The sequence below is a fragment of the Saprospira sp. CCB-QB6 genome (assembly GCF_028464065.1).
In the GTDB taxonomy this organism is placed as follows: domain Bacteria; phylum Bacteroidota; class Bacteroidia; order Chitinophagales; family Saprospiraceae; genus Saprospira.
The window spans coordinates 3128311-3152970 of sequence record NZ_CP116808.1; the positions used below are offsets into that span (position 1 = coordinate 3128311).

General features: G+C 44.6%; 14 protein-coding genes. 10 read left to right on the forward strand and 4 right to left on the reverse strand.

Translation table 11 applies throughout. The features are described 5' to 3' along the window. Positions 1-113 precede the first annotated feature (113 nt). The gene (locus PPO43_RS12040; protein WP_272618106.1) at positions 114-1196 is read right to left on the reverse strand and encodes a M42 family metallopeptidase; all 1083 of its coding nucleotides are present in this window, start codon (positions 1194-1196) and stop codon (positions 114-116) included. A gap of 303 nt (positions 1197-1499) precedes the next feature. On the opposite strand from PPO43_RS12040, the gene PPO43_RS12045 reads away from it, so the two are divergent. Continuing rightward, complete coding sequence (locus PPO43_RS12045) at positions 1500-3155, forward strand: T9SS type A sorting domain-containing protein (protein ID WP_272618108.1); 1656 nt, start codon at positions 1500-1502, stop codon at positions 3153-3155. A 122-nt stretch (positions 3156-3277) separates the two neighbouring features. After that, complete coding sequence (locus PPO43_RS12050; RefSeq protein WP_272618110.1) at positions 3278-3814, forward strand: SixA phosphatase family protein; 537 nt, start codon at positions 3278-3280, stop codon at positions 3812-3814. Positions 3815-4254: 440 nt separating this feature from the next. Here the strand turns inward: PPO43_RS12050 and PPO43_RS12055 are convergent, their stop codons facing one another. Beyond that, the gene (locus PPO43_RS12055) at positions 4255-4881 is read right to left on the reverse strand and encodes a cytochrome c oxidase subunit 3 (protein ID WP_272618113.1); all 627 of its coding nucleotides are present in this window, start codon (positions 4879-4881) and stop codon (positions 4255-4257) included. A gap of 163 nt (positions 4882-5044) precedes the next feature. Here PPO43_RS12055 and PPO43_RS12060 point away from each other — a divergent pair, with 163 nt between their 5' ends. The 6 genes from PPO43_RS12060 to PPO43_RS12085 all read left to right on the forward strand — a co-directional run bounded on the left by PPO43_RS12060 (position 5045) and on the right by PPO43_RS12085 (position 15715). Further along, positions 5045-5866: a DNA/RNA non-specific endonuclease gene (locus tag PPO43_RS12060; RefSeq protein WP_272618115.1), complete on the forward strand. Its 822-nt coding sequence runs from the start codon at positions 5045-5047 to the stop codon at positions 5864-5866. A gap of 225 nt (positions 5867-6091) precedes the next feature. Continuing rightward, entirely contained in the window at positions 6092-7513 is a 1422-nt protein-coding gene (locus PPO43_RS12065) for a TonB-dependent receptor (RefSeq protein WP_272618117.1), read from the forward strand. Between the two features lie 141 nt (positions 7514-7654). Continuing rightward, positions 7655-8923 (forward strand): lipase family protein, encoded by a 1269-nt coding sequence (locus PPO43_RS12070; protein ID WP_272618119.1) that lies wholly within the window; start codon positions 7655-7657, stop codon positions 8921-8923. Positions 8924-9444: 521 nt separating this feature from the next. Continuing rightward, a complete protein-coding gene (locus PPO43_RS12075; RefSeq protein WP_272618122.1) occupies positions 9445-12507 on the forward strand; it encodes a M43 family zinc metalloprotease in 3063 nt (1020 codons plus the stop codon). A 558-nt stretch (positions 12508-13065) separates the two neighbouring features. Further along, on the forward strand, positions 13066-14139 hold the full coding sequence (locus tag PPO43_RS12080; RefSeq protein ID WP_272618124.1) for a hypothetical protein: 1074 nt from the start codon (positions 13066-13068) through the stop codon (positions 14137-14139). Positions 14140-14143: 4 nt separating this feature from the next. Next, positions 14144-15715, forward strand: a complete 1572-nt coding sequence (locus PPO43_RS12085) for a leucine-rich repeat domain-containing protein (RefSeq protein WP_272618126.1) — start codon at positions 14144-14146, stop codon at positions 15713-15715. Here PPO43_RS12085 and PPO43_RS12090 read toward each other — a convergent pair. Further along, a complete protein-coding gene (locus PPO43_RS12090; protein WP_272618128.1) occupies positions 15704-16795 on the reverse strand; it encodes a DUF3810 domain-containing protein in 1092 nt (363 codons plus the stop codon). The genes PPO43_RS12085 and PPO43_RS12090 overlap by 12 nt on opposite strands. 40 nt (positions 16796-16835) lie before the next feature. Between PPO43_RS12090 and PPO43_RS12095 the strand changes: the two genes are divergently transcribed. Next, positions 16836-17237: a hypothetical protein gene (locus PPO43_RS12095; protein ID WP_272618130.1), complete on the forward strand. Its 402-nt coding sequence runs from the start codon at positions 16836-16838 to the stop codon at positions 17235-17237. 313 nt (positions 17238-17550) lie between these two features. Beyond that, positions 17551-18321, forward strand: coding sequence for an amidohydrolase (locus PPO43_RS12100; protein WP_272618133.1), 771 nt, complete (start codon positions 17551-17553; stop codon positions 18319-18321). Between the two features lie 690 nt (positions 18322-19011). Here PPO43_RS12100 and PPO43_RS12105 read toward each other — a convergent pair. After that, a complete protein-coding gene (locus PPO43_RS12105; protein WP_272618135.1) occupies positions 19012-24198 on the reverse strand; it encodes a beta strand repeat-containing protein in 5187 nt (1728 codons plus the stop codon). Positions 24199-24660 lie beyond the last annotated feature (462 nt).

The following is a 24660-nucleotide window of genomic DNA, read 5'->3' on the forward strand; positions in this document are numbered from 1 at the left end:
AGCCGCCGACCAAAGCCCGCAGGGCTGCAGGGCCGAGCAGCCCTGCGAGCCCCGAAAGGGAACGGCCCCTAGGGCGCAAAGCGCCCTAGGGGAGGCCCCAAAAAATAGAATTCTTAATGAAAATAGCGGAAATCGTGCTGATTTTCGATCTTCTGAAGGCTTTCAAAGATGAGTTGAATCACGTGTTTCACATCTTCCTTATGGGCCATTTCTACGGTAGTGTGCATGTACTTGAGCGGCAGAGAAATGAGGGCCGAAGGCACGCCTGCATTCGAGTAGGCAAAAGCATCGGTATCGGTGCCCGTTATGCGTGAAGAAGCCGAGCGCTGAAAGGGGATTTCCTTCTCTTGGGCCGCCTCAATGATAAGTTGTAGTAGTTTGTTGTGCACTGCAGGGGCATAAGTGAGATCGGGGCCATCTCCGCCCTTGATATCGCCATGTTTGGCAATGCTGACTAGGGGCGTATGGGTGTTGTGGCAAACATCGGTCACGATAGCCGCATGCGGTTTAATGCGGTTGGCAATCATTTGGGCACCACGAAGGCCGACTTCTTCTTGAACGGCATTGACAATATAGAGTGCAAAAGGCAATTTGACCTGCTCCTCATGTAGCAAACGGGCCACTTCGGCAATGCAAAAGCCGCCCATGCGGTTATCGAGGGCTCGGCCCATGTAAAAGCGGTCGTTGAGGACCTCAAACTCATCGTCGAAGGTAATCACACAACCGACATGAATGCCCATTTCTTCAACCTCTTCTTTAGAATCGGCTCCCACATCAATAAAGATGTTATCGAGGCTAGGGGCTAGCTTGGCATTTTCGCCATGGCGGGTGTGAATGGCGGGCCAGCCAAAAACACCGCGGACAATTCCCTGAGGCGTATGGATATTTACGCGCTTAGAAGGGGCGATCATGTGGTCAGAGCCTCCATTGCGAATCACCTTGATGTAGCCTTCTTTGGTAATTTGATGTACAAACCAAGAGATTTCATCGGCATGGGCCTCAATGACTACACGGTAGTCGGCTGTGGGATTGATAACGCCCACAACAGTCCCATAGTTATCGACAAAATAGTCATCGATATAGGGCTTGATATAATCTAACCAAAGTTTTTGGCCAGGGGTTTCAAAGCCCGTAGGCGAGGCATTATTGAGATATTGGGCCAAAAATTCTTCAGAAGCTGGCGTAATGATATTCATAAATTGACTTTTTGATGAGGGCTTGAAGGCCTCGAATGTTAATCTAAAACAAGCTTAAATATAAGCTTTTCCTGTTCATTGCCAAGAGCTGTGAAAACAAAAAAATAAAGGTCGAGTTTGTTGTTGAATAATAGTCATTTGTGAAGGTAAAGTTAAATTCACTTGAAATTTTAAGCGATGAGGGCTTTTATATTTAGACAGAATAAATTATCTTGCTATAGCAAGAAATCCACAGATGTGACTGTGATTTTAAAACCAAAACGACAATCTATTATGTAAACTCTACAAGCTAAATTTTTTATTTTGTCCTTCCTGCTTATGGGGCTGGGGCTGTCTGCACAACAACTGGAGCACCCCATGGTGGTGGAGGTTAATACTCCTGCTAGTATTTCGGGTACCTATGTTTATGGTTATCAGTCTGATTGGGGGCCAACCTCTTTGGCTGCAACGATTACAGGAGAAGCGGCCTGGGCGAGAACTGCTGCCAATGATTCTATTGCTTGTGATTCGGTAGTCAATGATTTAACAGGCAAAGTGGCCCTAGTTCGTCGGGGGGCTTGTAACTTTAGTCTCAAGACACTTAATGCCCAAACTCAAGGCGCTGTAGCCTGTGTAATTTGTAACAATCAGCCAGGTGCTGGTGTAATCAATATGGCTGGGGGTACTTTTGGTGCACAGGTGAATATTCCTGCGGTTATGCTTAGCTATGAAGATTGTGCATTATTGGCCAATGCTATGGATGCAGGAGATACCGTAAACATTACGTTCCGCAAACCCGCTTTGGTAGCCAACCGCACCTCTACCTATGCTTATCGCACACCTTTGTCTCAGGTTCATGACCTTGACCTGATCAACATTGGGCTAATTAACACCAGCCCAACTGCTGTCCCTCAGGCAATCGTAAAAGTTGATATCACAGATCCTGCAAATAATGTGACTTCTTACATGGATACCCTAAGCTTAGCTGCAGATACCGTTATCGATTTTCATATTTTTGAGGAGGTTTATCCTGCACCCACAGATACTGGACGTTATCAAATTGTTTTCTCCGCTGACTATACTACTGATACTGTTTTTCAGGACTTTGTAGTTACAGAAAACACTTTTGCCTTAGATAATGGTAATCCTGCTGATCAACGATTTTATACACTGGCCGATTTTTCTGCCAACCGCTATGATGTAGGCGCTTGCTTCTATACCGCTGATACCGTTGAAGCTTTTCACTGGGCCTCTTTTGGCTTAGGGCCAAACCCCGATTATATTCAGCAACAGCTAAATGTTTTTCTCTATAAGGCCAAGCCTGGAGTTACCATAACTGGCCAAGATGTAGATTATAGCAAATTTGATATTGTTGCCGTAAATAGCCACAATATCCGAGCTGAAGATACCGCTTCAGGATCTCTCATTATTAAAAGACTCTATGAGGTGCAAAATGGTGAAGATTCTATCGTGCTAGATTCTAATACGCTATATGCATTGGTCGTTTCTTTTAGAGGCAATGGATCTATCGTAGATCCACCCTACTTCGAGTTTGCGGGCAATGGTGCTCGCCTAGACTTTAGCACGATTGTTCACGGAACAGATCTTTCTATGGGAGGATTTGGTGGCCCCCAAGTAAGAGTGCGCATGCATAAAGAAGCTTCTTATACTGCAGAAACTCCCACGGGCTCTGGATTGGCCGTTAATGAATCTCCTCTGCTCGAAGCCGCTAGCCTAAGCCTATTTCCTAACCCCACTCAAGATCTGCTAAATCTCAATATTGTTGCAGTAGATGGGGCCGAAGAAGCTATAGTGAGTATCATGACGGCAACCGGACAAGTACTAAAAAGCCAAGTGGTTGCGCTAAATGGCCAAAACACAATTGAACAAGTTCAATTGAAAGATTTGCCCGCAGGTGCTTATCTCGCTTATCTCCAAATCGGAAATAAATTTACTGTTAAGCAGTTTGTTAAGCAATAGATTTATAAAGAGCTGTATATAAAACAAGGCTTTCCTAGCCGCCTCCCCACAAAGGAGGCGGCTTTTTTTGTACCCTCTTTTTTTTTTAAGATATTCGCCCCCCTAACCAAAATACAATAACTGTGAAGTGGGTTTATTTTCTACGCCATGCCAAATCTTCTTGGGAACAGCCCGAATTAGATGATATCGATCGCCCGCTCAACCCTAGAGGAGAGGAGGCCGCCCAATTGATGGCCCAATTGTTCAAACGCAGAGAGTTACCATTGGACCATATTCTCTGCTCTCCAGCAGAACGCTGCCAACAAACAGCCCTACACTTTTGCCAAGCGCTTAACCGCCCCGCTGGCGATATCGAGATTAGCTACCGCCTCTATGAGGCCGAGCTCCCTCAGGTCTATCAACGCCTTCGAGAATTGCCCAATCATATCAATAAGGTGTTGTTGATTGGCCACAATACTAGCGCTACCAACTGGCTAAATGCCTTTAAATCCACTCCCGTCGATAACCAACCTACGGCTGGTCTCAGCCTGACCATTTTTAGTATCGACGATTGGCAATTGCTTGACCGCAGCAATGGGGAGTTTGTCTTTTGGGATTATCCCAAACTCTATAAAAAGAAGTACCGAGAACTAGATTTGAACCTTCATAAGGAGGTCTAATCTCAAGATTTGGGGCTGCCCCTCGCCTTCGGCTCAGGTCGCTCCACTTCGCAGCTCGCAGGTCTGCTCGGCCCTGCAGCCCTGCGGGCTTTGGTCGGCGGCTGCGCCGCCCCCCTACAGGCAACTAAGCCTGCGGCCCTCCGGGCCTGCTAGCCGCAAGCAGACTAAGATGATTTAGATTTCTTCAATGCTATCACTACAAAATAATTAAGCCCTTTCTAATTGCTCTTTGTCAGTTGCAGGAGTTAGTTTTTACTCAGAAAGTGGTCCTTGTCTAGCCAAATGGCCTATTCTTTAGCTAAGTAGTAGAAGGCCTAGCGATGTGCAGCAGTGCGGCGCAGCCGCAGACCAAGGCCGTCAGGCCGCAGGGCCGAGCGAATAGCGAGCTGCGGAACGTAGCGCCGCAAGGCAAAGCCGCAGCGGAGGCCCCAAAAAGTCCTTTAAAACAGCATATTGAGGAGGAAAAAGAGGACCAAGAAGATCCAAAGGGCATCGAGAAAATGCCAGTAAACGGTGAGTAATTCTAAGTGGAGTTTTTTGCTGGGGTCTGAAAAGTAGACCAAGACGCTAACGGGTTCTTTCATGCGGACCGAGGCCACGTACATAAAGTAGAGCAGAAAGGGCAGGCCGCCGAAAACGTGGGCAAAGTGGAGGCCCGACAAGGCGTATAAATATTGTTTTCCGTTGCCGATATTTTCGCCCATCAGGGCATCTTTGTAGAGGGTCCAGGCCAAAACCTGCATAATGAGAAAGATAGCGGTGAGTAGAAAGGTGAGGTTGAGGGCATTTTGGTATTTTTTTGTTTCATCTTGTTTGTAAGCTTCATTGGCCCATTTAATCGTCAGGCTACTGAGGAGGAGCAAGATCGAGTTGGCGATAAAAATGGGGGGGAGATAGACGCCATCGGCCACCTCATTGGCCGAGCGGGTGTAGACATAGCCGATGGCAAAGGCGATAAAGAGGAAAGTGAGGCCCACTAAAAGGAGATAGAGATAAATCTTTTGGTAGGGCAGATTGATGAATGGTTTTTCGTATTGATCTTGGGGGAAATTTTTCGGATTAGCCATAAGTCGGTCTGGTTAAAAATGAAGGAGAAAATAAAGGAATCCTAGGAAGAAAATTAGGCAATATAGGTCACAGAAAGCAGCTTTGGGAAAAAAAACTTATGTTTGCTTCTTAACAAACTTGTAAGAAAAGGGTTGGGATTGGCCCAACACAAAAGCAAAACTTATGAATCGTTTATTTGTAATAGTCTGTTTATTTTTTGGTCTTTGGTCTTGTCAGTCGGTACAGCCAGAGCCAGCGGCTAAGCCTAGTCCAGCGCCTAGTCCGGCCCCAGTAGAAGAAAAATTATGGAGTGTAGAGGAGTTGCTTCAGGATTTGCCCAAGGGGCAGGGGGGGCAGTTGGTCCAGCATCAGTTTTATCAGTTATCTTATCGTTTGGATGCCAAGAATGCGGAATGGGCCATGTATCGGATAGATAGCCAGTCTGTAGTGGATGAGCGGGCGAGTCGTCGTTCGGGCTTTATTCAGGACCCTGAGTTGGGGGGGCAAACGGCTAGTGATGCAGATTATACGGGCTCGGGTTTTGATCGTGGGCATTTGATTCCGGCGGAGGATATGGATTTTGATCTCAAGGCGATGGAAGAGAGTTTTTACTTATCTAATGTATCTCCGCAAGCTCCTAGTTTCAATCGGGGGATTTGGAAAAAGCTTGAGGGGGATCTGCGAGATTGGGCCTTAGAAAAGGGCGATTTATTAGTCATTACGGGCCCAGTTTTGCCTGCTCAACTGCCTGCAGATGCGCCTAAGATAGCGGGGGATGTTGTAGTCCCTACTGCTTTTTACAAAGTCATTGTTGATTTGAAAAAGCGTAAGAGCATAGCCTTTTTATTGGCCAATGAAAAATCGGATGCCGAGTTGGCGAGTTTTGCGTTGAGCATTCGAGACTTAGAGGGGCAGTCGGGTCTAAACTTTTTCCCAAAACTATCGGCTAAGCAGGCAGATGAATTAGAAGAGCAAAAAGAGCTAGGTTATTGGTTTGGGGAATAGGAAAGTTCAAAAACTTTTTTTTTGTCAAAAGTTTTGCATTTCTGTAGAATGCTTCTATCTTAGCTAATAGAAAACGACAGTATTGGGACCGAGCCGCTTTTGGTCCATAGTACAAAGCGTTAGAATTTGATTGATTTTTGGTGATTAGAAGGTTTGTAAACTCGGTTTGCAAACCTTTCTTTTTTTTCAGCAAAGCTGTATATTCAGGGCCTTAATACTAGAACTATGCGTCAATTTTTAGAAACCGAACAGAAAGCTTTAGAAATCAACCTCGACCCTCGAATTTACGGCTCATTTGCTGAGATTGGAGCAGGGCAGGAAGTGGCTCGTTACTTCTTTAAAGTAGGGGCTGCGGCGGGCACCATTGCCAAAACCATTTCGGCCTACGATAAGGTAGTCAGTGATGATATTTATGGGCGAGAGCCATCGGGTCGTTATGTTTGTGAGTCGCGTTTGTATCGAATGTTGGACCATGAGTATGAGTTGTTGTTGGATCGTTTGAGTGGACAGCGTCCAGATCTTTGTCTTTTTGCCTTTGCAGATACGATAACTACGATCAATTATCACCGAACGATTAAGGGACAAGGATGGATGGGCATGCGCTTTCAGCTAAGTCCTCATGCCGAGCCGAATGAAATTGTCTTGCACATTGAGCTGGAAGATGGAAATGCCAATTTGCAACAGCAGGCCGTCGGAATTTTAGGGGTAAACTTGCTTTATGCTTGTTATCGCTATCATGCAGACTACAAAGAGCTTTTGGCTTCTTTATTAGATAAGTTAGAAGATCGGATTCGGATTGATGTTGTGCGGATGAAAGGGCCAGATTTTGAACATATTGACAACCGTCTCCTGCTCTTATCCTTGATTGAGCAAAATTTGACGGATGTGGCTGTTTTTGATAAAAAGGGGCAGCCTGTGCACATTTCAGAGTTTTTGTATAAGAAAAACCTACTCTTGGTCCGAGGAAATTATAATCCTACGACCCTACTAAGTCTGGACATGATTCGAGCTTCGGCTGCACAGTTTCGAGCAGATTTTAGCCAGCGGGCTATGGATTGTTTCATCATGACAGAAATGACCCTAGACAGCTTGCAAGGAGAGGAAAATACCACTGATGAGAAAAACTTTTTGGAGCGGGCCAAATTACTCAATCATTTGGGGCAGTATGTGATGATTACAGATTGCGACCGCTATCATAAATTGATACGATACGCTTTTGATTATCGAATTCAACATTTGGGCTTGGTCCTAGAAAACAATTTATTACTCAGTCTGTTGTCTGGCAAATATGAACGCAACAAAGATGGCCGCTTACTTACGGCCTTTGGAGAGGTATTTACTCGAAATGTAACCCTATACGCTTATCCAGAACTCAAAGAGGGAAGCGGTGAGCTTTTGCAAACACATAATTTACCTATCCCAGAAGGAATGCGCAATCTCTATCAGCATTTGCTGGACCAGCGCCAAATTAGAGATGTAGAAGGCTACAATGAAGAGATTTTACATATTCGCTCTACCGAGGCCCTACGCAAAATTCAGGCAGCAGAAGAAGGCTGGGAAAAAATGCTCTCTGATCGCGTCGCTCGTTATATTCAGGAACGAGGAGCCTTTGGCTTTCCTCTAGAAAGTATGGAGTTTGACTACTAGTTTTCGTTGCTGTTTGGCAAGAAGGCTGGAAAAAATGAATCGAAAAAATACTGCTTTTAGTATAACGAAAAACTTAAAATAGGGCATATTTTTTGATAGGAAAACCGCCGAAGTTAAACAGTATGGAAAAACAATAATTAAATGAAAACCAAAGGACTAGCGTCTGTAAACTATCTTTTATTTTTAGTATTCTTTTTGCCCAATACGCTTTGGGCCCAACTCGACTTTAAGTTTCAGCCTAGAGCAAAAGAAAAAGGAGCTTTTCGGTTTTTTGAACCTAAAGCAGAGGGCATTTCTCCCATCAACTTGTTTTTTTTAGCCAAGTTCTCCGAATTGATGTATCTAGAGCGGATGGAGTATCATCTGCGCTATATGGAAAATGGCTATGAACCTTTAACGGATATTCCAGACTCTGAGTGGATCAAACATCATGCTTCCGTAAATGATGATAACTTTCAAGAGGCCTTTAAACTGCGCTTTGCTCATTATTTTGACTACCCCCGACAGTTAACAGGCATGAAAGAAGAACAGCCCCCACAAGCCAAAAGTAGCTTCCACTTTATGCGAAAAATGGCCTACTTGGGCGGAAAAAAAGATCAGGGCTTAGACCCCGAACTCATGATTGTCAACACTCCAAGAGCTGTTATTTTAGTCTACCGAGGTACCGATAAAGTAGAGGAAAATGAATGGAGCGAATGGAAAGGTACCGATTTCCGAATTCAACTCGTCCAAGCAGGTGGCTTCCTCATCAATACCAAAGTACATAAAGGTTTTTGGCAGAGCTTTGACCTCATCCGAGATGAGTTAATGAGAACTTTGCAACAAGCAGAGTTTAAACACAAACCAATCTGGATCACAGGACACAGCCTAGGCGGCGCTATGGCTATTATTTCTGGCGCCTATCTAAAATCTGCTGGCCTGCCCGTCCAAAACGTTTATACCTTCGCCTCTCCTCGAACAATTGGCAACAAAAAATTTGCAGAAAAATTAGAACAACTTCTACCCAATAAGGTCCACCGCTTCGAGTATTACTTAGACCCCGTTAGCATTCTTTGGGCCCCTGGCTATACCAATTGCGGACAACGCCACTGGTTCGATGCCGAGGATCTAGGCCACTACCAACTGCACGAAAATGTAAGAGAACGCTACACCCCACTCTCGCCTTTCAAATTTAATCGACACCCTTTTCGAGACAAACGAACAATGGGCGAACTCCGCCTCCAAAAAGAAATGGAAAATGCCTGGCTGCCCGCTCTCCCCATTCGATTTTGGTACCATAACCCACAATTCTACGTAAAAGCTTGCTACGAACAACTAACCGAAGAACAAAAAAAAGTATTACCTGGAGTAGAGGATAGCTTTCCCTACCTTTACTTTGGCGGAAAATCAGGCATGCCCGGCTCTAAATAAGTCAATAGCTGTTTTGGGGCCTCCTGCCTGCGGCAGGCGCTACCTTCGGCAGCTCGCAAGTCTGCTCGGCCCTGCGGCGGCTTTGCCGCCTCGGTCTGGCCTAACGGCCACCCCGCCGCATCGCTAGGCCAGCCGCCTGCGGCGGCTCTACACGCAAAGGCCCAGAACCTAAGTTCTGGGCCTTTTTTCTATTTCCCTAAAACTATAAGGTGTCATTTTTTTAGAAAAAAAAGGATAAAAAGCTGTAACGAACTAAAGCCCTAGCCATTTATAAATGGCTAGGGCTTTACACTTAATTCTATTTTTTGATTTTAAGAAGTTAGCCAAAATAATATATCTGTAAAATTGGTTTTTATTGCATAAAATTTTGAATTTTAAACTGCGAACTGCTTACTTTTGTACTTAGACTTATTCAAAACCTCTCTAAGGCCCCTTGATCTAGAGGGCCTTTGCTTTAATTGCCACATCAAATTCTAACTCTATTTACTAAGGATTCAATTGTTTGAATAAAAATTAACTCTATGAAGTTACTCTACACCTTACTACTATTTACGGGGTTTAGCCTGGGCCTTTTTGCCCAAAAACCAGCTAATGCCCCTCGACCTACCCAAAATCAAACTCAGTTTCAAAAAACACCCTCTGGACATATTCGCTGCGCTACCGTAGAAATGGAAGCAGAACGAATGCGCAGACAACTCAATACAAACTATGTAGACGATTTTGAACGCTGGATCGCCCCCAAAGTAGCCGAATACAAACAAAAAGCAGCTAGAACCGGAGCCAAATCTGTCGTTTATACAATTCCCGTTGTGGTGCATGTCATCCATAATGGAGATGCCGTGGGAACAGGAGAAAATATCTCTGACGCTCAAATCTTGTCACAAATTCAAGTAATGAATGAAGACTTTCGCAAAATAGCAGGCACGCCTGGAGATGGATCTGGTGTAGATGTGGAAATCGAGTTCTGTATGGCCCAATATGACCCTTCCGGAAACCCAACCGACGGTATTGATCGTATAGATTTAGGCCAAGCTAGCTGGAATACTAATGCTTCAATTGAAGGGACACTAAAACCCTCTACCCAATGGGACCCTACGCTCTATCTAAATATGTGGACCTGCCGATTTGGCGGCTCTATGGCTGGCATCCTCGGCTATGCCCAATTTCCTGATGCTTCAGGCTTAGGTGGACTTAACGCTACAGGCGGAGCCGCCAATACAGACGGTGTTATTATGGCCTTCGATGCCTTCGGCTCTTCAGCTATTGCCCCTGGAGGAAGCTATAATGCTCCCTACGATTTGGGCCGAACAACTACCCATGAAGTGGGCCACTGGCTCGGTCTTCGCCATATCTGGGGCGATGATGTTTGTGGTGTAGACGATTTTTGCGCAGATACCCCCGAATCAGATGACGCTAACTACAACTGCGCAACTGGCCATGTCTCTTGCGGAACAGTCGATATGGTCGAAAACTATATGGATTATTCCAACGATGCCTGTATGAATGTCTTTACCGCAGACCAAAAGGCCCGTATGATTGTCGTCATGAATAACTCTCCCCGACGTATGGAGCTGGCTAGCTCCCCAAAATGCGCCCCCCCAACTCCTACTATTGCTTTTGATTTGGATCAAACCACTGTAGCTGAAGGTACAGATTGCAATTACCAAGAATTTACCCTAGACCTCAATATCGCTCTGCCCCCCTCCGATGATGCTGTCGTGACTTTTGTTCCCTCCGGAACCGCTACTCAAGGCCTAGACTACGACTTTTTTCCCGCCTCGGTCACTTTTCTTGCTGGCCAACAAAATACCCAAACCCTAACCGTTCGGATCTATAATGATGGAGAAATTGAGGCTACAGAAGGCCTAACTATCGGCATGAACCTTACCACTGTAGGCGATGCTATACTCACTACCGCAGATACTAGACAACATGTATTTACTGTACAAGATGATGATTATGCCCCTATCGCAAATCAATTAGTAGATGTAATTAATGTAGATTTTGAATCTGGTGTAGGTGGATTTACTACCTCCGGAAATACAGGCTCTGATCTTTTTGGCTTAGGTACTGCCGCTACAGCTTCTAGCGGATTCTGGACCATCGACAATAGCAATGCAACAACTATTGCCTATACCAATGACGATAATTGTAATTGCGATAAGGCCGCAGATTATCTCTACTCTCCTGTCTTTAGTTTACTTAATGCCAATTCTACTACCTTTAGTTTTGATCACGCTTTTGCTGATATAGCTCCCGAAACTGGAACTGTCTCTATCTCGACAAATGGCGCTGCAGGTCCCTTTGTCCAAATTCTTACACTAAGCAATACATTCACGAATAATGGAGGCGGTAGCATTACTACTCCCTGGGTAACCGTCAATAGTAATTTAGATGCCTATATTGGCCAAAATAACTTAATGCTCCGCTTTGAATACAACGACGGTAGCGATTGGATGTATGGTATGGCCCTAGATAATATCCTCCTACAAGCTAATATGAATACCAATATCCAAGAAGATGTGAATACAGCCAACAATGACGATATCTTCTTAGGCCCCAACCAAACGGTTTATTTCTATGATCCCGCTACAACTAATGTAATGGGAAGTATCGAAAATACTTCGGCCTGGGATTATGGCTGTAGCACCCTAGAAGTCGATCGCTCTACAGTAAGTAATGGCGCTCCTACGGCTAATTTCATGGACCTAAATCCTGCAAATGCCTTGATGGCCAAAACCTTCTACCTGAACCCTAGCACTAATAACGCTTCAGGAACCTATAACGCTACTTTCTATTTCACAGAAGCAGAAGTTGCCGCTTGGGAGGCCGCTACAGGCAAAACAAGAGCCGACCTCAAAATCATTAAGGTGGCCAATGACCGCATCTCTAATGTGAATCCAGGGAATTATGCTGCCTATAATATCGAAATCCTTCCCGCAACTCTAGGCGCATTCGGAGCCAATGGCCTAACCCTTTCAGCTAGCTTTAGTACGGGCTTTTCTGGCTTTGGTTTTGGCGATCCCGATGAGACCCTACTCGCTAATACTTTGGTCCTTTTTAATGCAGAACGAGAAGGCGATGCTGCTTTGCTAAGCTGGGAAACGGCCTCAGAAGAAGGCTGCAATAGCTTTACGCTCCAACGTTCAGCTAATGGAATTGACTTTGATGACTTAGTGCAGGTCCCTGCTGAAGGCCAAGCAGCTTTCTACCAAAAACGTGACCTCAAGCCACTCAATGGCTATAATTACTATCGCCTTTTGCAACATTTTGACAATGGAGAGGTCTATAAGTCTGCTGTAAAAGTACTTAATATGAGCCGGACCAAGTTGGAGGCTATTCGCCTGCAACCCAATCCTGCCCGAGAGCAGATTAGCCTGTTTTTCCATAGTTATCAGGCTGGCGATATCCAATTCCAAATTATCGATGCCCTTGGTCGCCAAATTAGCCCAATTAGCAATATTGCTGTAGAAGAAGGACAAAATCGCTTTGAGCTGCCTCTTCAAGATTTTGCGGCTGGAATCTATTTCTTGCGCATCCAACAAGCTAGTCAAAGCTATAACCTCCGCTTTGTCAAACAATAAAATAAGTAGTCTTTATCCCAAAAGGCGATAAACGCTAAACAGCTCAACCGTTTTGTTGGGCTGTTTTTTTTTGTCCCTACTGATGCTTTGGGGCCTCCGCAGCAAAGCTGCGGCGCTATGTTGCGGGGCTCGCAGGCCTGCTCGGCCCTGCGGCGGCAAAGCCGCCTGGGTCTGGCCTTCGGCCACCCCTCCACAGCGCTAGGCCTTCTACCACTTAGCTAAAGAATAGGCTGTTTGGGGGGACAAGGGCCAATTAGAAATGGGGGAAGAGATGGATTGTTTAGCAGCTATCCTATTGGAGACCGTTAATTTATCTTCGTCTTGTTGCGGATAGCAGGCCCGTAGGGCCGCAGGCTGAGCTGCCGGAGCAGGGCCGCGCAGCGGCAGACCAAAGCCCGTAGGGCTGCAGGGCCGAGCGAAGAGCGAGCTGCGAAGTGGAGCGACCCGACCGCAGGGAGGGGCAGCCCCTAAAGAATTAAGAAAAAGACAAGAGGATTATTTAGGTTTTAGATTTCCTTTTGGCTCCTTATCTTTGGAGCTTATATCAAACAACAGAATATGAAACGGATTGGATTATTAGCTCTTATTTTGCTCCTTTTATTGGGTTTGGCTTATTGGGTTTGGCAAGGACAGGAAGAGTATAAAGATAGTTTTGCAGAGGTAGAGCACACGCAATTTGCGGTAGAAAATGCAAGGGAGGTTTTACATAAAATCTTTTTGGCGGATAAGCGAGGCAATCAGGCTCTTTTTGAGAAGCAGGATGATGGAAGTTGGACCTATACGAATCAGGTTACGGGCAAGGTGTTTACGCCTAGTCCCAATGCATTTAACAACTTAATGGAGACGATTGAGAAAGTGCGGGCGAGAAATCGCGTGCCTGCGCCTTCGGTAAATTCGGTGCTCAAGGGAATTGGAAGTATAGGGGTTAAGGTAGAGCTTTATAACAAAAGAGATGAGAAGATGCGGACCTACTATATTGGGGGGCCTGCGGATGCGGGGCAAGCTACTTTTGCGGTGATGGAAGGTGCTGAGGTACCTTATATGGTCTATTTGCCTAAGTTTTCGGGGAGTATTGACACTCGTTATACGACTAGAGAGGAGGCCTTAAGAGATAAAGCGATGTTACGTCTTAATTCGAAAAACATTCGTTCGGTAGAAATGGAATATTACTCGCCAGAGCAGCGTCCATATTCTTTTCATATAGATTGTAATGGGGGAGAGGAGTACGAATTGCGTCCTTTATATCAGATGCCCAATGGTGATAACGTTGCAAAGGGGAGTGTAAAAAAGGAATATATCACAGCTTATTTGGAAGAAATGGAGTTTATGGGAGCCGAGCGTTTAATTTATGATGCGCCCTTGCGAGATTCCATTGTGAAAACGGTTCCTTTTGCCCAAATGCGTTATGAGTTTAAGGATGGGAAAAAAGAGCAATTGAGCATTTATCCAGTGATCAATCCTTCTTATGATCGTGGTGATGGCCGTCCGGGTTTGCGAGAGCGAGTTATTCGTTATTTTGTAGATCGGGATGAGGATCATTTTTATTTGGCCCAGAATCTCGTTTTGCAAAAGCTATTGCGTCCTTATGATTTTTTCTTAGTGACTGAGCCTCCCCAAGCTCCCCAAAAATAAATTTATGCCCAATCGATTTACTGCCGAGGAATTAGAAAACTTACTGCTGTTGTTGCGGAGTCCAGAGCCACAAAATGTAGCTTTGGCTTTTAGTCTGTTGGCTGAGGGGCCGCAGCCTATACAGTTGCAGGCGGCTATTTTTTATGTCTATCAATTTTCGGCTTCTGCCTCTATTCGAGAAGAAGCTCAGCGTCTGCTAAAGGCTAATCCTAAAGTAGGTAAATCGGCTGTGATGGATTTTTACTGGGAGCAGATTAGCCGTTCTCTGCTCTTATCTTCTCAGGAGAAAACTTTGGCCCAGCAGCTTCATCTTTGTGAGGCGGAGGCGGGTTTGCCAGCGCAGTTATTGGCGGAATGGCTGTATGAAGATTATAAGTTGGGGGCTTATTATTTATTGGATGGTGGGCGAAAGGCGGATGCGGATTTGAGTTTTTGTACGACTGGGGATCTGATTGATCTTTCGCAAGCAGGTTTGGAGGAGTTTCCAAGGGCAGTTTTGGCCCATAAAGGCTTGCGACATCTTCGCTTGAGTGATAACTTTTTGCGGCGTTTGCCAATAGAAATAGCGGAGCTAGAAGCCTTGGAGGTCTTAGAATTATCGGGTAATCAGTTGCGCAAATTGCCCAAGGCTTTGCTTTCGCTTAAAAAACTCAAGCGGATTCAGTTGGGGCGAAATAATCTCAAGGATTTTCCTAGTTTCTTGGCTCAACTACCTGCACTAGAGGCTTTAGAGTTGACGGGCAGTTGTCAGGTGAATTTACAAAAAGGCTTGGCCTTGCCCGAAGAGTTTTGTCGGGCGCCTAAATTGCGCCGTTTGGGCTTGGCCAATTATAAAAGGCCTTCTCAGAGCCTTAAAGCCTATACCCCTTTTCATAATTATCCTCATTTTAGCGAACTAAGCCTGCCCGAAGGGCAACGGTTGCCTTTAGAAAACCCTTTGGCTATGGCCGCCCTCGCTTTTGAGCAGAATAAAGAGGGCTTGGCTTTTTTGCTTCGGTATAGCGAGGATAGTGAGGAAAAACGCCGTCTTTTGGCTCATTTCTACCAAGAAGAGGCCAAAACTATGGATTTATCGGGCCAGTATTTAGAGCATCTTCCGGCCGAATTAGCGGATTTTGATATAGAAATCTTGGACCTTAGTCAGTGTCGAATTGGTTTGGTGGGCAGTTATTATAAACAAACCGAAGAACTCTCTAAGGGGGCGCAGCAGGTAGATCAGGAGCGGCTTACTATTTTGGGCCAATTGAAAAATATGCGGGCGCTTTCGCTCAAAAATTGTAGCCTAACAGCTCTGCCCAAAGCCTTATTTGATTTGCCTCACTTAGAGGATTTAGATTTATCTTATAACCTCTTGGAAGAGTTTCCCCAAAATTGGGAAGGACTCCCCAATTTGCAGCGCCTATCTTTTTATCAAAGCTTTTCGGTTTATAGCCCCTCTTTGGTGTTGCCTCCTTCTTTCCTTCAATTAGAACAATTGCGCGAGCTACGGTTTTATCTGCATACGGCAGCTAAAGAGGGCGTCAAAGAACAGATCAAAACGCATTTTGGACCAGAACTTCAGTATCTACTCGATTAGCTTTTGCTTTTCCCAGGCATAAACCAATAAAACCATGCGGTCATAGGAGTCTAGTCCCTCTTTTACGCCCTGCATTTGGAGGTAAGTTTCATAGGCTATGCCATGCAGGCCCGGCACAAACTCAAAATAGGGCTGCATTTGGGCATAAATAGCTTCTAAATCTTGATGAACGCCTCGGTCAATTTGGTCTCTCATATAGCGATAATAGCCATAATCACTATACTTTAGCTCCGAAAAAACATAGCGCCAATAGGCCAGCTCTCCCGTATAGCGCACAAAGGCATTAGAAGAAGCTTTGCAAGCGATATAAGCCAAAAAATTACAGCTGGCCTCATCGCCAAAGCCATAACCATGGGCCAGCTCATGGGCTATCGTAAAGGGCTGTTGCAAAGGATGTAGGGCCGATTCTATATGGGCTTCTCCCGTAAAGGGCCAATAAAAACCAGAGGCGTTAAAGCCATAGCCCAAGCCCTTGGGCTGCAAGGCCCGCAATTTAAAACTCGCCTGATGGGGATAGCCCAATTTGGCCAACTCCCCCTCCAAACAAGTCCGCAGATGAGCCACTAAATCCCTAGGCAAAATCGCACTATCTAAGGCAAAGCTATCTAAGGGAGCAATTTCATAACGAGCTTGAGCCACTCGCTCAAGAATCAGGGCGCCTTCGGCCCGTAGTTCTTCTTGACTCAAGGGCGCAACGGCTAAATTTAACTGCTCCTCTAAAGGAATTCTAGCATAATTATAGCCCCAAAGGCCCAAAAAAAGGCTGACAATCACACCCACAAAATTAGCCGAAGCCCGCAATTGTATCCAGTAAAATTTCTTCCACCCCCCAAAGGGCCTAGCCCGATAAGCAACCCACAAACGATAAGCCCCCCAAACAAAGAAACTGGCCCAAAACAAATAAAAAGCAGCAAAAGGCAAACCCGAGAACAAAGCATCTAGCCCTTTCCGAATAGACAAAAAAATGCCCCGAGCATAATAGGTCTCACAATGAGCCGGAAAAAATCCCCAAAAAACTCTTAACAAAAGGGCCAAAAGGCCAAGCAGGAAAGGGAAGTAGTTTTTCAGGAAAAACCGCATATTTTCTATATTTTGGACAGCTGATTAAAATACTAAAGTTATGGATTTCCTCTTGGCACTCAAAGCCTTTTTCTTGGGCTTCATTTACCTAGGCGGTATTTTTGCCTTGGCGGGCTTCCTTTTGCCCATTTTCCCCCTGCCACTATTGCTTTATATTCGCCAAAAGTTATTGGGCTTTAGCGATAAAATTGCCCTCAAAAATGAAGCCCGTGGCCGAAAACTTTGGCGACTCTCTAGAAGCCTAATGATGGGCCTCTCAGGCATTTTGCTACTCGGCCTTTTGGGCTATGCAAGCTACAGCTTCCAATGGGTTTTGGCCCAATATATCCCCCAAGAAAATGCCCAGTTTTGGACTTATTTTGGCCTTGGACTTGGCCTGCCCGTTTTCTATTATTTCTGGGTCGTCTGGAAAATGTATAAGCGACAACTCGCCACTTTCTAATCTACTTAGGGCCAATACGCTGCCCAATTTAAGCGGTCCAACTCAGTTGTTTAGCTTCTTGGAATTGGCTGCTGTTTTGGGGCCTCCGCCTCGCTACGCTCGTCGGCGCTACGTTGCGCAGCTCGCTATTACTTGCTTCGCTGCGTCGGCTCCCGTTGGTCGGGTCGCTCGGCCCTGCGGCGCTTGCAGCGCCTTGGTCTGGCCTGACGGCCACTGCTGCACATCGCTAGGCCAGTCGCTTCGCTCCTTTGCGGCGGCTCCGCCGCCTGTCTTGTCCAAAGGACCAAATTACCATCATTAAAATCATCATCTTATGAATATCACCTTGGTCCAAGCCGATTTGGTTTGGGAAAAGCCTGCGGCCAACTTGGCCCATTTTGATGAGCTCTTGGCGCCTTTGGCCCAAGCTCAAACAGATCTCATCATTTTGCCCGAAATGTTTAACACGGGCTTCAGTATGCAGCCTCAAAAATTGGCGGAGCCTATGATGGGGCTATCTATGCAATGGATGCAACAAAAAGCAGAAGCATTTGGGGCCGTTTTGGCGGCTAGCCTAATCATTGAAGAGCAAGGAAAGTATTTTAATCGCTTTGTCTGGATGCCCCCCACTGGCGAGTATAAGATCTATGATAAAAAGCATTTGTTTAGCATGGCCCAAGAAGATATGCACTATGAGGCGGGCCAAGAAAGAATCATCATTGAGTATAAAGGCTGGCGAATTTGCCCTTTTATTTGCTATGATCTTCGCTTTCCCGCTTGGAATCGCAACTGGGAAGAAGAACAATATGATTTAGCAATCTATGTGGCCAACTGGCCCGACAAGCGCAGCGCTCATTGGCGAGCCCTATTACAGGCCCGAGCTATCGAAAATCAGGTTTATGTAGCTGCTGTAAATCGAGTAGGTTTGGATGGCACAGATTTGTACTATTCTGGATTTAGTAGTTTTATTGCTCCTGATGGCGAAATATTATTTCAATCTAAAGCTGTAGAGCAAATTAAAAGTATAGAGATTAACATAGATCAATTGTTGGATATTCGGAAAAAGTTGCCTTTTTTGAAGGATAGGGACAAGAAAATAGTATAAATCCTTTTTTTTAATGTAAAATACATTATATTAGAACTACTTGTTCTTCATACATTTTTTAGGGGTTAGTACCTGCTCACTTTTGTGGGCAGGTCTTTTTTTGCAATTAAATGTCTTAAGTACAATTTAAGTCTTTTTATATATTTGATAGACAATAGAATAGATTTGTTGGGCTGTTTTTTTCCTGTTGTTGAAGGTTAAATCTGTACGGTCAGCTATTTTTTGTCGTAGCCTTAGGCTATTTTAGTATTGCCCTATATCGGGTTGCAGTTGTCATGTTTTTGAGAATAAATGTTAAAAAACAGGGAGCTATTTCAAAAGAAAAAAAAATCTATTATATTAGAACTACTTGTTCTTCATACATTTTTTAGGGGTTAGTACCTGCTCGCTTTTGTGGGCAGGTCTTTTTTTGTCCATTAGGGAGGTTTGTCATAGTTTTAGACCGGAGTAGATAGTTAATAGTAGCGGACAAAAGTGGAGTGATGGCCTAGCGATGTGGAGCAGTGGCCGTCAGGCCAGACCCAGGCAGCTTTGCTGCGGAGGCCCAAAAATATAAAGGAGCTTAGAAAAGATAGGAAATAGTAGGGATAAAGATAGTATTCATTGAGCTAGAGGGCGTAAAAAAGGGCCTGTTGGATTTGCTCCGACAGGCCCTACTTAAATTAGGTACTTAAAGAAAATGCTTAAGCATTAGTTGCCTCTTCTTTTTTGAGATTTGGCTTCTTCAGCTTTCTCCTCTTCAGTTTTAGTGGTAGTACTTCCACGACGTTTTTGATTTTTGGTCGTAGTTGTTTTATTCGTCCGCTTATTGTTTTGCTTTTTATCCTCAACGGTAGAACCACTATTGCTAGAGTTGTTCTGGTTGTTGTTGGCATTACGATCAGCGGTATTACTTGTTCCTCCACCAGCATTGTAGGTAATGGCAAAGGTTTGTGTAGTGCTACCATTATTATTTGTAGCGGTAATTTCTAGGATATTGCTTCCTGCGCGTAAGCCTATGTTATTGGCTTGGAAGTTAATTCCTGAGAGCTGGAAGTTAGTCATGTTTTGCCCATTTAGCTTGAAACGAACTTGGCTGCGGTTATCTACATTTGTGATCGTTGCACTAACGTTGATTGTGCGTACAGAGCTAGTTCCAAGGCGAGGGCTAGTGAAGGTAACAGATGGTTTGGGGCGGCTATTGACGCCGTTATTTCCACCTGAATTATTCGGATTTTTGGTGTTGTTATTACCACCACTGTTGTTATTTCCACCAATTGTGCTAGAGTTTCCTCCAGAAATGTTGCTAGAGCAATCTGCTAGGCTTGTGCGTTCTGTTTCAGTGTCGCTACCGCCAGCATTTTGGGCAGAAACGACAAAAGAGATAGTTCCAGTTCCGAGGTTACTCACATCCACACGGGCATTGAATCGATTGCCAGCTAGGGTAAAGTCAGAGATTGTACGGCCATTTATCTGGAAGCTCACCTCATTTTTACCACTCACATTAAGTACTTCTGCAGAAACGGCGGCAAAACACTTATTGAGGTTGGGAGCAACACTTACATTAAGGTTACGTACATCTGGAGCAGGAACGGGATTGTAGATGATTGTGATGGCATCACTAGCGGTTCCTGCACTATTTTGCCCTGAAATGCTAATGCTGTTATTGCCTTGCTGCAAGGGGATATTGATAGCGCTAAAATTAGTTCCACTAAAGCTAAAGTTGCTTACTGCTCTACCGTTTACCAAGAAGCTTACATCATTGCTACTACTCACGTTGCGAATAGTTGCGCGAATATTGGTGCTATTGCTAGCTGCAGTATACGGATTACGAGAAGGTGTTGTAATATCTACTGTAGGTGGTTGCACTGCAGGTTGGTAAATTACGACTGTTTGGTCAGATGCGTTGCCTTGTGCATTACTTGCGCTAATAACAAAAGTATTATTGCCTGTATTCAAACGAATATTAGGGGCTGTAAATTTATTGTTGCTAAAGCGGAAGTTGCGGTTAGTTTGTCCATTCACTGTAAAACGGATATCATTGGCCGAGCTAACATGGAAAATGTCGGCTTGTATATCAATTTTATTTTGACTAACTGTGTGTGGATTAGCTGCAGGCGAAGTAATTTTTACTGTAGGCGCTGGAGCTGGTTTGTAAATAATCATGGTTTGGTCAGAAGCATTTCCGTCTTGGTTAGAGGCGGCAACGACAATGGTGTTATTCCCTTGTTGTAAACTGACGTTATTGGCCACAAAGCTAGTTCCACTAAAACTAAAGTTGCGAACAGTACGACCATTTACCGTGAAGCGAACATTATTGTTGTTATCTACATGCTGAATATTTGCGCGGATATTTGTGGTATTCGCTGGACTGCTATACGGATCAGCAGAAGGAGTTGTAATAGTTACAACAGGAGGTGTAGGTACGCGAGTTGGCTTGTAGATAATAACAGTTTGGTCAGAAGCATTTCCATCTTGGTTAGAGGCGGCAACGACAATGGTGTTATTCCCTTGTTGTAGGCTGACGTTATTGGCTACAAAGCTAGTTCCACTAAAACTAAAGTTGCGAATAGTTTGTCCATTTACCGTGAAAGTTACCGCACGATTATTATCTACATGCTGAATAGTTGCACGGATACTGGCCGTATTACTGGCCGTATTATAAGGATTAGCCGAAGGACTAGTAATATCTACAGTAGGAGGCGTAGGTACGCGAGTTGGCTTGTAGATAATAACAGTTTGGTCAGAAGCATTTCCATCTTGGTTAGAGGCAGCAACAACAATGGTGTTATTCCCTTGTTGTAGGCTGACGTTATTGGCCACAAAGCTGCTTCCACTAAAACTAAAGTTGCGAATAGTTTGTCCATTTACCGTGAAAGTTACCGCACGATTATTATCTACATGCTGAATAGTTGCACGGATACTGGCCGTATTACTGGCCGTATTATAAGGATTAGCCGAAGGACTAGTAATATCTACAGTAGGAGGCGTAGGCACGCGCTGTGGCTTGTAGATAATAGTGGTTTGATCAGAAGCTGTACCATCGGAATTAGAAGCTGAAATCACTACTACATTATTCCCCTGTTGTAGGTTGACATTATTAGCGACAAAACTTGTCCCGTTAAGGCTAAATCTACGAATGCTCTGTCCATTTACTTGCATCTGCACATTACTGCTGTTACTTACATTGCGAATGCTTGCGTTGATGTTAATCTGAGCAGCGTTAGACGTATAAGGATCACTAGAAGGACTAGTAATATCTACAGTAGGAGGCGTAGGCACGCGCTGTGGCTTGTAGATAATAGTGGTTTGATCAGAAGCTGTACCATCGGGATTAGAAGCTGAAATCACTACTACATTATTCCCCTGTTGTAGGTTGACATTATTAGCGACAAAACTTGTCCCGTTAAGGCTAAATCTACGAATGCTCTGTCCATTTACTTGCATCTGCACATTACTGCTGTTACTTACATTGCGAATGCTTGCGTTGATGTTAATCTGAGCAGCGTTAGACGTATAAGGATCACTAGAAGGACTAGTAATATCTACAGTAGGAGGCGTAGGCACGCGCTGTGGCTTGTAGATAATAGTGGTTTGATCAGAAGCTGTACCATCGGGATTAGAAGCTGAAATCACTACCACATTATGCCCCTGTTGTAGGTTGATATTTGTGGCCACAAAGTTGGTTCCCGCAAAGCTAAAGTTACGGATATTCTGCCCGTTTACCTGCATCTGTACATCATTGTTATTGTTTACATGCTGAATTGTAGCACGAACAGTAGCACGATTGGTCGAAGAGGTATAGGGATCCGCTGAAGGACTAGTAATATTTACTATTGGAGGCGTAGGTGTACGCTGTGGTTGGTAAATAATGGTCGTCTGATCAGAGGCGTTGCCATCAGGGTTACTAGCAGAAATAACTACAAAGTTATTGCCTTGTTGTAAGTTGATGCCTGTAGCCACAAAGCTAGTTCCACTGAAACTAAAGCTACTAGAAGCTTGCCCATTTACCGTGAAACTAATGTCTCGGCTATTGCGCACATTGCGAATCGTAGCACGAACTGTCGCTGTATTATTATTGCTATTGTACGGATTAGCAGAAGGTGTCGTAATATTTACTGTCGGAGGGGTTACATTACGTACTGGCTGATAGATAATAGTCGTCTGATCAGAGGCGTTGCCATCTGGATTAGAAGCTGAAATGACAATGTTGTTACTACCTTGCTGTAGGTTGATGTTGCTGGCTACAAAGCTAGTCCCACTAAAGCTAAAGTTGCGAACTACCTGGCCATTAACCGTAAAGCTAATGCTGTTGCTGCTACGAATATTCCGAATTGTAGCACGCACAGTTGTACTGCTGCTAGAACTGTTGTAAGGGTCCGAAGATGGACTCGTAATGTTTACTGTAGGCGGATTGGGATTGTTTGTGTTGTTGTTTACTGGCTGCTTGTAAATAATAATGGTCTGATCAGAAGCCTGACCCGCATTATTGCTAGCCGATACAACTACTGTATTGCTGCCATTTTGCAAAATGATATTGTTCAAGCTGAAGCTCGTTCCACTAAAGCTGAAGTGGTTCATAGATTGACCATTTACTGTACAGCTTACATTGTTACTATGATTGACGTTGCGAATAGTCGCTCTTACCGATGCCGTAGTACTATTGGTGGTATAGGGATCACTAGAAGGACTAGTAATTACTACTGAAGGAGGAGGATCCTGACGAATAATTGGCTCATAGTTAATAGTCGCTACATCCTGATCTGTTCCTGAAGGATTGTTTACGCGAATATTGATGTTGTTCGCTCCCTCTTGCAAGCGAATTGTCACTTGAAAGCTGCCATTTCCCGAATTGTAATTGAAGTTATCAATAATTTGCCCGTTCTGTACAAAGCGAATATCACTAGATGAACGCACATTACGAACTGTTGCCCGTACCGTATAACTACTGTTGTTTGTTGTGGCCGAACTACCTGAAGGATTGGTGAAGTTGACCTGTGGAGGCGCTGCCTGAGGGTCAGGCAATGGCTTGACCTCCTCCTCATGATGATCCGTTAAACGACCATGAAGAAACAAATGAGAAAAATGATGAATCTCATTATTGCCATCACGTACAATTCCATCAAAGTTATCCGTTAAGGTCCAGTTGACTCTATGACCAACACCAATCGCAAAACGTGGCGTTACCCAATACCCAAACTCAAAACCCACAGAAGGCGTAAACATAACGCTATAATCTCCCCAACCATCGGTGAAAGTCTCATAGTCGCCATCTCGACCACCCACTAACTGGTCCACAATTTCCGTAGAACTTAAAGTTGAATCTCCCGCTACACTATTATATAGGTTGATGTATTCCTCATCAAAACCCAAAACGCGCTGGTCCAACTGATCATAAGCAACCCGATACCAACCCAATCCAATACCGCCATAAAGCGACAACCAAATGTTGTGCTTGCGACGCAAATTCTCAAAGTTGATCCGCGCCTCTAAAGACAAATCATTAAAAGCCGTGCGGTGGTTATGATAAACAAAGTTTGTCCCCCCATTATTCACCGAATAATCAGGGTCAAAAAGAGAATTAGACTGCCCATTCAACAAACTGTTGTTCGCAATGTTCGTCAACTGATCGTCCTGCCCATAAGTCACCGTTCCCATATAACGCATCCGCAAATCTAAAGACAAGGGCTTGGTCGGACTGTAATAAATGTTTTTTCCTAGGTAGATGGTCCAACCACCTCCCAGTTGTGTACAGGCGTCGCTCTGTTGCCAAGCTACACCACCACCACCACCCAAAAACCAATGGCCACCATAACCATCGCTTTCTTGAGCTTGTAGCTGCCCCCAACTCCCAACAGAAAGTAAGAGCACTAAAAATGCATAAATAAATGATCGCATAAATTAAGGTTTAAGTTATGTATAGTAGTATGTTTTTTCTGTTTTGCTCCTAGTCTACTTTCGTGCCAAGCCAATTTTTTTTAGCCAGTAGGGAACTAATATTTAAACGGCCACAAAAGTACTATTTCCCCCCAAAAGGGCCTTTGTTCCTTGAGCTTAACTAAAAGTTTAGGACAAAAAAATACAGGCAAAATAGCCCCAAATTTTAGTATGTTAAAACTGAATAGTAACATTTTTTTAACAGATTTAAAATTCTATTTTTTGGGGCCTCCGCTGCGGCTTCGCCTTGCGGCGCTACGTTTCGCAGCTCGCTCTTCGCTCGGCCCTGCGCCAGCAAGCTGGCTGGGTCTGGCCCTGCGGGCCACTGCTGCACATCGCTAGGCCAGGCGCTGCGCGCCCCCAAAACCACAAATTTGGCCCAAATTTAAAATTAAGTGTATTGAATTGTTGACTATTTAATTT

Excerpts from the sequence above, each read along its gene's own strand:
- PPO43_RS12075 (WP_272618122.1), top strand. The coding sequence starts at position 9,445 with ATGAAGTTACTCTACACCTTACTACTATTTACGGGGTTTAGCCTGGGC.
- PPO43_RS12065 (WP_272618117.1), top strand. The coding sequence starts at position 6,092 with ATGCGTCAATTTTTAGAAACCGAACAGAAAGCTTTAGAAATCAACCTC.
- PPO43_RS12040 (WP_272618106.1), bottom strand. The coding sequence starts at position 1,196 with ATGAATATCATTACGCCAGCTTCTGAAGAATTTTTGGCCCAATATCTC.
- PPO43_RS12100 (WP_272618133.1), top strand. The coding sequence starts at position 17,551 with ATGAATATCACCTTGGTCCAAGCCGATTTGGTTTGGGAAAAGCCTGCG.
- PPO43_RS12085 (WP_272618126.1), top strand. The coding sequence starts at position 14,144 with ATGCCCAATCGATTTACTGCCGAGGAATTAGAAAACTTACTGCTGTTG.
- PPO43_RS12095 (WP_272618130.1), top strand. The coding sequence starts at position 16,836 with ATGGATTTCCTCTTGGCACTCAAAGCCTTTTTCTTGGGCTTCATTTAC.
- PPO43_RS12105 (WP_272618135.1), bottom strand. The coding sequence starts at position 24,198 with ATGCGATCATTTATTTATGCATTTTTAGTGCTCTTACTTTCTGTTGGG.
- PPO43_RS12090 (WP_272618128.1), bottom strand. The coding sequence starts at position 16,795 with ATGCGGTTTTTCCTGAAAAACTACTTCCCTTTCCTGCTTGGCCTTTTG.
- PPO43_RS12060 (WP_272618115.1), top strand. The coding sequence starts at position 5,045 with ATGAATCGTTTATTTGTAATAGTCTGTTTATTTTTTGGTCTTTGGTCT.
- PPO43_RS12080 (WP_272618124.1), top strand. The coding sequence starts at position 13,066 with ATGAAACGGATTGGATTATTAGCTCTTATTTTGCTCCTTTTATTGGGT.
- PPO43_RS12055 (WP_272618113.1), bottom strand. The coding sequence starts at position 4,881 with ATGGCTAATCCGAAAAATTTCCCCCAAGATCAATACGAAAAACCATTC.
- PPO43_RS12070 (WP_272618119.1), top strand. The coding sequence starts at position 7,655 with ATGAAAACCAAAGGACTAGCGTCTGTAAACTATCTTTTATTTTTAGTA.